This window comes from Limosilactobacillus viscerum (assembly GCF_947387525.1).
Taxonomy (GTDB): domain Bacteria; phylum Bacillota; class Bacilli; order Lactobacillales; family Lactobacillaceae; genus Limosilactobacillus; species Limosilactobacillus viscerum.
The window spans coordinates 23406-32099 of record NZ_CANDNW010000019.1; the positions used below are offsets into that span (position 1 = coordinate 23406).

An 8694-nucleotide genomic window follows, 5' to 3' on the forward strand; every position below is an offset into this window, starting at 1 on the left:
CCTTCTACAGATTGCGCTGGAGACTACTGATAAAGAAACCATCAGACCCATAATCGGATGGCAAAATAGTCAACGTTGCTGAGTTTCGATCATCTTTAAGCTTCCGTGTCGTTGTTGTCTTTAACAAGGTGAAGTCAGGGTGGTCAGCCAAAAATTCTTGAACGGTCTGATCATTTTCCTGCTTCAAAATCGTACACGTACTATATGTGATTATACCGCCCTTTTTAACTTTTGGGGCAACTGCATTTAAAATACTTTTTTGAATTTGGTGTAAATTAACACTATCCGCTAATCTTTTCGTATAGCGAATCTCTGGCTTACGCCGTAATAAGCCCATTCCGCTACATGGTGCATCAACTAAAATTTTATCAAACGATTCATCCGTAAACTGGTCAGCCACCTTACGAGCATCTAGGGTGTGGGTTGAAACCCGGTCGGCAACATGCATCCGGTCGGCATTTTTTTGAATTAGTCTCGTTTTATGCTCGTGAATGTCCAGTGTATCAACCATTCCACCACTGTCTTGGTCTAAACGTTCCGCAATTTGGACTGTCTTCCCGCCTGGTGCCGCACAAGCATCTAGGACACGGTCGCCAGGTTGAACGTCCATACTATCAACTGCCAGCATGGCGCTTTCGTCTTGGATGGTAATAGCGCCGCGAGCAAAAAGCGGTGAGCCAATAACACTACCACTCGTGATTACCAACGCGTTTGGCGCAACTTCACTTTCCCGAAATTCAACTCCAGCAGTCCGTAACTCTTCTCTAACCGTCGCTAAATCTGACACTGCGGTATTGACCCTAACTACGACGTGAGCAGGTTCATTAATAGATGCCAAAATTTGTTCGGCTTGGTCAGTACCATACTGGTTAACTAATTCCTGAACAATCCACTTAGGAACACTTGCTTTAATTGACAAACGTTCGACAAAATCAGTGATTTCATCAAAACTGGTAAGCCCTTGCCGTAAAATAGCGTGCAGGACACCGGTTACGAACTTTCGGATTCCTTGGTTTCCCCAGTTTTTAGCCAGTTCAATCGATTCATTAGTAACTGCCCAATCAGGTACCCGCTCTAAATAATGGTACTGGTAAATGGACATTAGGAGCAACGTCTCTACCCAGGAATCCAACTTCTTACCCTTCACAAACGGCTGGAGCCAGTACTCCAGTGTTATTTGGTGTTGAAGTACGCCATAAACAATTCGCGTTGCCAAGCGACGATCGCTATCACTGAGTTGGTGTTTAACTAATAATTGATTTAGCTGAAGGTTAGAATACGAACCATTTTGTCGCACCCGGTCTAAGGCCGTTAACGCGACTGCCCGTGCTGACATCTGCTTAGTCATCGGTTACTGCTTGTCCTCCTTCTTTCAAGTCCTGGTGACCATTTAGGTAAGCAGTTATGTCCATCGCCTGCTTACCAGCTGGCTTCAACCGGTTAATCCGGTAGGTCGTCCCGTTACCCGCCGCAATTACTAATTGATGCTTGCTGGCACGGACCACTTGTCCTGGTTTTAAAGTCGTTTTTTCATCCAATGGTGTTACATCATAGATCTTGGTACGAAGACCGTCGATAACCATGTTTCCCAGTGGTGCTGGACGGAGGCCCCGCACCTTATCATCAATTTGGTCCGCCGTCATCCGGTAGTCAATCCGTTCCTGTTCCGTCGAAATATTCGGTGAAAAGACAACCTTTTCCTCATCCTGAGGCGTTGCCGTAGTCTTACCAGCGATCAGGTCAGGCAAGATGTCTAGTAACAAGTCGCGGCCAAGGATACTTAGTTTTTCAAACATCGTCCCGTTGTCGTCATCCTTTTCAATTGGGATTGCCCGCTGTGAAATAACATCGCCGGCATCCATCTTCTTGACCATGTACATAATGGAGACACCAGTTTCTTTATCACCATTAATAATGGAGTATTGAACCGGGGCACCACCGCGGTACTTTGGCAATAATGATCCGTGGACGTTGATTGCCGCAATTTTTGCCGCCGCCAACATCTTTGATGGTAAAAATTGACCATAAGCAGCAGTAATCAGCAGGTCTGGCTGTAGGTCAATTATTTCCTGCATCTCAGGGCTCTTGCTCAGCTTTGCTGGTTGGAGAACCTTGATCCCATTTTCAACTGCCAGTTGTTTAACCGGTGAAGCCGTTAAAACGTGCTTACGTCCCACCCGGTGGTCTGGTTGCGTCAAGACCGCCTTAACGTCATATTCTGGGTGATCAATTAAACTCTTTAAAATTGGTACCGCAAACTGCGGAGTCCCCATAAATACGATTGATGTTGCCATTTAATAATCATCCTTTCATTTACATAAAGTACTGTGGGTCAGGGTCAATGCTTACTTGCACATCCCTAAAGCCCTTACTCTGAGTATCCTGTAAAATTTTCAGCAGTGTACTATGGAGTGCTGGATCCTGTTTATACTTAATTACAATTTGGTAGTAGTAGCGTCGCTTCATCCGGGCGATTGCACGCGGCGTTGGTCCTAGAATAATCGTCTGTGGCGAAAGGCGTTGCTGAAGTTTTTGCTTAATCTTAGCCATTGCCTGGGCCGCTGCCTTTTCCTCCGGGTGACTCGCCATCAGCCGGACAGTGAAATAGTAAGGCGGGTAACTAGCCTGGTGACGAAGACTCATCTCCTGGTAAAAGAAACGGTCGTAATCATGTGCCTGGGCATCCTTAATTGCGTAATGGTCGGGATTAAAGGTTTGAATGATAACTTGTCCCTGCTTATCAGCACGACCCGCACGGCCACTAACCTGACTGAGCAGGTCAAATGTTCGTTCACTAGCCCGAAAGTCAGGTAGACCTAATCCCGTATCAGCATTTAAAACACCCACGAGGGTTACATTGGGAAAATCGAGTCCCTTAGCAATCATTTGGGTTCCCAGCAGGATATCTGCCTGGTGATCGCCAAACTGCTTGAGAAGTTTTTCGTGCATCCCCTTCCGCCTCGTTGTATCAACATCCATTCGGATAATTCGTGCCTGGGGAAGCAACTGTTTCAATTCCTGCTGGACCTTCTCCGTCCCCGTACCGTAATAGCGAATATGCCGGCTATGACAATTAGGACAAATCTGTGGAATTGGTTCTTCATGCCCACAGTAGTGGCACTTCATCGTCCGGGTATCCATATGGAGGGTCAGTGAAATATCACAATTAGGGCACTTAAGAACCTCACCACAATCCCGGCACATCATAAAGGAAGAAAAGCCCCGCCGGTTAAGCATTAGAATACTTTGTTCACCACGATTGAGCCGGTCATTAACCGCCTGGAGTAACGGAAGCGAAAAGTTGCTCTCACCCCGCTGCTTGATTTCTGGCCGCATATCAACCACCTGGATTGGTGGAAGTGGCTGTTTATTTACCCGGTGTGGTAACTGGAGGAACTGGTAGACCCCTTTTAGTGCGCGGGCACGGCTCTCCAAGCTTGGTGTCGCAGAGCCAAGAACAACCGGCGCATCATGGTAAGCCCCCCGCCACTTTGCAACTTCACGGGCGTGGTACCGTGGTGCTTCATCCTGCTTATAACTTGATTCGTGTTCCTCATCAAGAATAATTAGCCCAATATTTTGCAGCGGCGCAAAGACTGCGGAACGGGCCCCAACAACTACCTTAGCTTCGCCACGTTCAATTCGGCGCCACTCGTCAAATTGTTCACCGTTCGACAGGCCACTATGAAGGACCGCTACCTGGGAACCAAACCGCCGACGAACCCGGTTAACAATTTGGGGGGTTAGTGAAATTTCTGGTACCAGCATCAAAGCAGTCCGCCCCTCACTTAAGGCCTGGGCAATCGACTGGAGGTAGACCTCCGTTTTCCCACTGCCGGTGACCCCCTGGAGCAGGAAGGTTGTTTTCTCATGCTGGTGCACTGCCTGGCTAATATGGTCAACGGCTACCTGCTGGTCCTGGTTTAATTTTAACGGTTTTTGCAGGTGCTGGTCGTCTGGTAAGTTATCCTGTGAGTTGGGCGTACGGTAGACCTCAACCGGCACCTTTTTCAACCAACCTTTTTTCGCACCCTGGTTAAAAGTTGCTGCGGAAAGCTCTGCCGTTCGCTCGGCATCCTTTTGAACAACCGTCTTGCCAATAATACTTTGCAGGTAAGAAAGCAAGCGATTTTGAGCATGGGCATTGGGGTGCAAGGACGTCCGTGCATCTTCCAACTCTTCAAATCCAAGCACTGGTGTAATCCCCGTAATGGTTTTCGCCCGTGCCCGATTTTCAACTTCGTAATTAATCCGTACTTTACCGGCCCGTTTTAATTTTAATAACTTGCTAATTGCTTCCGGGTTATTCTCAAATTCAGCATAATCACGCTGATCACGGCCATTAAAGAGGTCAAAATAGTCCTGTTCTGGAATATCGTCGACCACCTGGACAACCCGGTGCGTTTTCCCCTTTAAGAGGTTGGGGAGCATGGTGTAAAGGCAGGCAATCCAAAAGGAGTAAGTGGTATCTGCTAACCACTTACTCAATTTCAACATTTCTGCATTCATGACTGGCTGAAGGTCCATTACCGCCTGAATTGGCTTTAATTTTCCCTCATAATCACTGGAATCGGTAAAGCCAACGACAAAGCCCTGGACTTGCCGGTGGCCGTTACCGAACGGGACCACTACCCGCATCCCCAGTTGGAGCTTCTTTTCTAATAGTACTGGCACCTGATATGTATATGGTTGGTTGGTCTGCATTGTTGGAACATCAACCACTACCTGCGCCAATTCAACCATTTAATCACCTGATTTCAATTTATTACTTAGCAGGGAAACAATTCTTTGGGCAACTTCTTTTTTGGACATGGAAGGCCATTCTACCGGTTCCTTATTCGCTTCGAGGATCGTTACCTGGTCGTTATCATTGCCAAAGGCGCCATTCTTACCACTGACGTTATTGGCGACGATTAAGTCTGCACCCTTGCTAGCAAGCTTCTTTTGTGCATTCGCCAATAAATTTTGTGTTTCGGCGGCAAATCCAATTACTACCTGATTTTCACTCTTTTGGTGTGCAACCTGCTTTAAAACATCGGTAGTTTCAGTTAGATTAAGCTGCCAGTCATTATGGTTACTTGCCTTCTTGACCTTTTCACTTGCCACTTCAACCGGTTTAAAGTCGGCAACTGCTGCAGCCATAATTAAGGCATCAGCTGGAGCAAAATGTCGCTGGACAGCAGCTAGTAACTCAGCAGTGCTCTCAATCGGGACAATCGTTAGCCGCGGCGAACGTGGCAAGTCAACGCTCACCTGGCCAACGATTAAGGTCACACTTGCTCCTGCCGCTAAAGCTGCGTTCGTTAAAGCCACTCCCATTTTACCTGATGACCGGTTACCAATAAACCGAACGGGGTCAATTGGTTCACGGGTGCCGCCAGCAGTAATGACGACGTGCTTACCAGTTAAGGGGCCCTCGCTAGTCAATAAGGTGGTTAAATCATCTACTATCTCCTCTGGTTCTGGCAGGCGTCCCTTACCCGAATAGCCCTCAGCTAGCCTTCCCTGAACGGGTTCAATCACGATGACCCCATCATCTTTTAGCTGATTAAGGTTGCGTTGGGTTGCAGGAGCTGCCCACATATGACTATTCATGGCCGGCACAACAACCTTAGTAGCACTAGTAGCGAGTAAAGTTGTGGATGCCGCATCGTCAGCAATGCCGTTTGCCATCTTCGCAATAATATCGGCCGAGGCCGGTACAACAACAGCTAGCTCAGTCCAATCGGCCAGTTCAATGTGAGGGATCGGGCTTTTACTATCCCATAGTGAGGTTAAAACGGGGTACTTAGTAAGTGCTGCTAACGTTGCTGGCGCGATCAGTTTTTGGGCAGCGGCCGTCATTACCACCCGTACTTCATGCCCCTTTTTTTGTAGTCCACGAACAACTTCAATTCCCTTATATGCCGCAACACTACCAGTTAAATATACCGTTACCTTTGCCATTATTTCACCCCATTATCGGACAAGAATACTTACTGTTTGATTATATCATTTACACTCACCAAACCAAAAAGGTAAACCACAAAAGAAAGAAGTTACACCTGCAAATGGTCGAAGTATACAAATAGCCTCCTAACATTCAACTATTGAACGCTAGGAGGCTGTTTAGACTAACAGGTATTTATCCCTACCTAATCTTTTTATTTAGCCTTTTTCTTGCTGAACCCCATCAAAGCGAGCACAAATGCACAAGTAAAGCCAAGAATTCCTAACTTGCTTTCTTGTTCATTACCCGTTTGTGGTAATCCAGTCTGGTTAGATTCAGTTTCCGCCTGGTTAGTCGTAACCACAGAAATGATTTCCCCACTATTTTTACTATTATTCACAATTGTCTTATTACCGGTTACCGGCGTCGTCACCGTATTCGGGCTAGTCGTCACCCTACCATCATTAAATGATGCCGCGTTTTCTTCTTCAGTGGTATCATCCACAACCGTTAATGACTTTGGTGTATCTGAAGTAGCTGGTGTTACTGGTACTACCGGTGTTTCAGGTGTTGCTGGTGCACTTGGCACAGCTGATTCTGCAGGCGTATCCGAAGCTGGTAGCTCAGGTGTACCCGGATTGGTCGATTCAGGTAATTCCGGCACTACTGGACTTGTCGGATTAATTGGGACTACTGGTGTCTCCGCTTTTGGTGATTCTGAACCAGCAGGCGTCTCAGAAGACGAACCCGCAGATGCCCCCTTATGGTCTGGAATTACTGGATAATCCCAGTGTGGGAAGTAAGGATGGTTTGGTTGTCTGTCTTTACCTGGTGTATCCGGTTGAGCCGGTTCTGATGTATCAGAGCCAGCCTTATTTGGGGTATCAGATGGAGCTACCGGTTGAGCTTGCTCTGACGATGCTGGTGCCTCAGAACCTGGTTGGTCAGCTTCCTTATCCTTGTTTGCGGCATTAGATGATGTTGGAGTGGTCGGTTGAGTTGGCTTATCTGATGGCTTGTTAGATGGTGCTGGTGTATCAGAAGGAGACGATGGCTGCTCATCTTTGTTTGTTCCACCATGATCAACCACCTCTTCTTCGTCATCATCAGCATGCGGGGTTACCGGCACTGGATTTTTTTCGTTATCAGTGGACGAATCCTTCTGACCGCCTCTGTCACCATCATCTTTAGGCCCTACTTCAGCAAAATAGTTTGGAGCATGAAGGTCCCACCGGTGTGATTCACCGCCGTTAATGTTAACAACATTTGCAACAATATTACCATCAACATTCACACCTGCATTAAAAGTTGCGTTAGGTGCTAAAACACTACCAAGCAGGTAACCACTGTTAACGTTGACTTCATTGACGGTATTACTAAAGTTCCACAAAACGTGGTTTGGTTCACTATGTCCTTCACTTGGCGAGACAGTGTTGCCATCATTGTAATTGAGCTTGACCTGAGTATTAAAGTTAACAGTATTCTTATCGGACTTAACATTTAATACCACTAATGGACCTGCGTCATCACTACTGAGGCCCTTAATCGTAATTGGTTGTGGTGCCTCTAAGTATTCAACGGGAACATCTACCACAATAATTGAACCCGCTGCTCCACTAACGTCAATGTAGCGGTTATTCATATCCGTCTTAAAGTCAGCTTTTACATCGGTTGCTGATTCACGATTAGCGAGTTCCGTGGCGCGTTGCCGTAATTGGTTAAACTCTTCTTCAAAGTTGATGTAATCTTTTACCAAATGGTAGTCACTGGCATTTAAGTGGTCCAAACGATTACCGTTAACATAAACTTGGTTACCCTTTACTTCAACATTTGAATCGTCGCCAAGCACTACGTAGTTATTACCCGTCCGAAAGGCATTAGCCCCAATTGCGTCGATGTGTTCAATATAATAAACATCACCACTGGTAAAATTATGTGAATCAGACCGGGTCCCGAATTCTGGGCCGTTAACCAGCTTCTTAGTAGCAATATTCCCGTTTACGTCTGCACCAATCTTAACCTCATTTGAAAAAATGTGGAAAATTGATGCCTTCCCAAGTGGGTGCTGACTAAGCTGGCCATCACTAATTCCAGTGAATTTCTGCCTTAATGCCTGGTCATTATCTAAAGTCGTAGATATATCGTTCTTTGCTGATTGATCTGCCTTAGCCGGTGCTCCCTCACTAGCTGAAGCTGCTTCGTTATCATTAATAATTGAACCCGCTGCTCCACTAACGTCAATGTAGCGGTTATTCATATCCGTCTTAAAGTCAGCTTTTACATCGGTTGCAACCGCTGGATTTGTATTTGCACTGGCGTCTTGCGTCCCTAGTAGCGCAACGCCAAAAACGGTTGTTGTAACTAAGGCAGTTAGCCAAAGCTTTCCCGCCTTATATAACTTATAGTGATCCTTTCCTGAATGATTATTCGACATTACTTATTTCCTCCTAGTAAAAAAACTGCATTTACTAAATTACTACAGGGGAGGACAATGAACCAGATTTAACTATTTGTCTCATTAAGCTATTTTTCTAATCAATAATTGACAAAAATAGTGAAAATGAATATGAAAAATTTTATGGAGAAACTATTATTAAATCCACATTTAAATGTCTAACACTAATACTAAATATAATTAATTATTATGCCATCAATAGATAAGTAAAGGACATTACTATTTAAATTTATGACGAATTGTCAAACCAAGTGCAACGGTTTCTCAAAAAATACCTCATATGGGGTTTCATAATTTAACACTTTTCGAG

The 8694-nt window shown here is 45.7% G+C and carries 5 protein-coding genes; all 5 read right to left on the reverse strand.

What is annotated here, in order from left to right; genetic code table 11:
* Nucleotides 1-4: 4 nt before the first annotated feature.
* The gene (gene rsmB / locus QOS07_RS06440) at nucleotides 5-1348 is read right to left on the reverse strand and encodes a 16S rRNA (cytosine(967)-C(5))-methyltransferase RsmB (RefSeq protein ID WP_283588148.1); all 1344 of its coding nucleotides are present in this window, start codon (nucleotides 1346-1348) and stop codon (nucleotides 5-7) included.
* A complete protein-coding gene (gene fmt / locus QOS07_RS06445; RefSeq protein WP_283588149.1) occupies nucleotides 1341-2294 on the reverse strand; it encodes a methionyl-tRNA formyltransferase in 954 nt (317 codons plus the stop codon). Before fmt ends, rsmB begins: the two co-directional genes overlap by 8 nt.
* A gap of 19 nt (nucleotides 2295-2313) precedes the next feature.
* Nucleotides 2314-4743, reverse strand: a complete 2430-nt coding sequence (gene priA / locus QOS07_RS06450) for a primosomal protein N' (RefSeq protein ID WP_283588150.1) — start codon at nucleotides 4741-4743, stop codon at nucleotides 2314-2316.
* Complete coding sequence (coaBC, locus tag QOS07_RS06455) at nucleotides 4744-5946, reverse strand: bifunctional phosphopantothenoylcysteine decarboxylase/phosphopantothenate--cysteine ligase CoaBC (RefSeq protein WP_283588151.1); 1203 nt, start codon at nucleotides 5944-5946, stop codon at nucleotides 4744-4746.
* A gap of 197 nt (nucleotides 5947-6143) precedes the next feature.
* Entirely contained in the window at nucleotides 6144-8363 is a 2220-nt protein-coding gene (locus QOS07_RS06460) for a collagen-binding domain-containing protein (RefSeq protein ID WP_283588152.1), read from the reverse strand.
* Nucleotides 8364-8694: the final 331 nt, after the last annotated feature.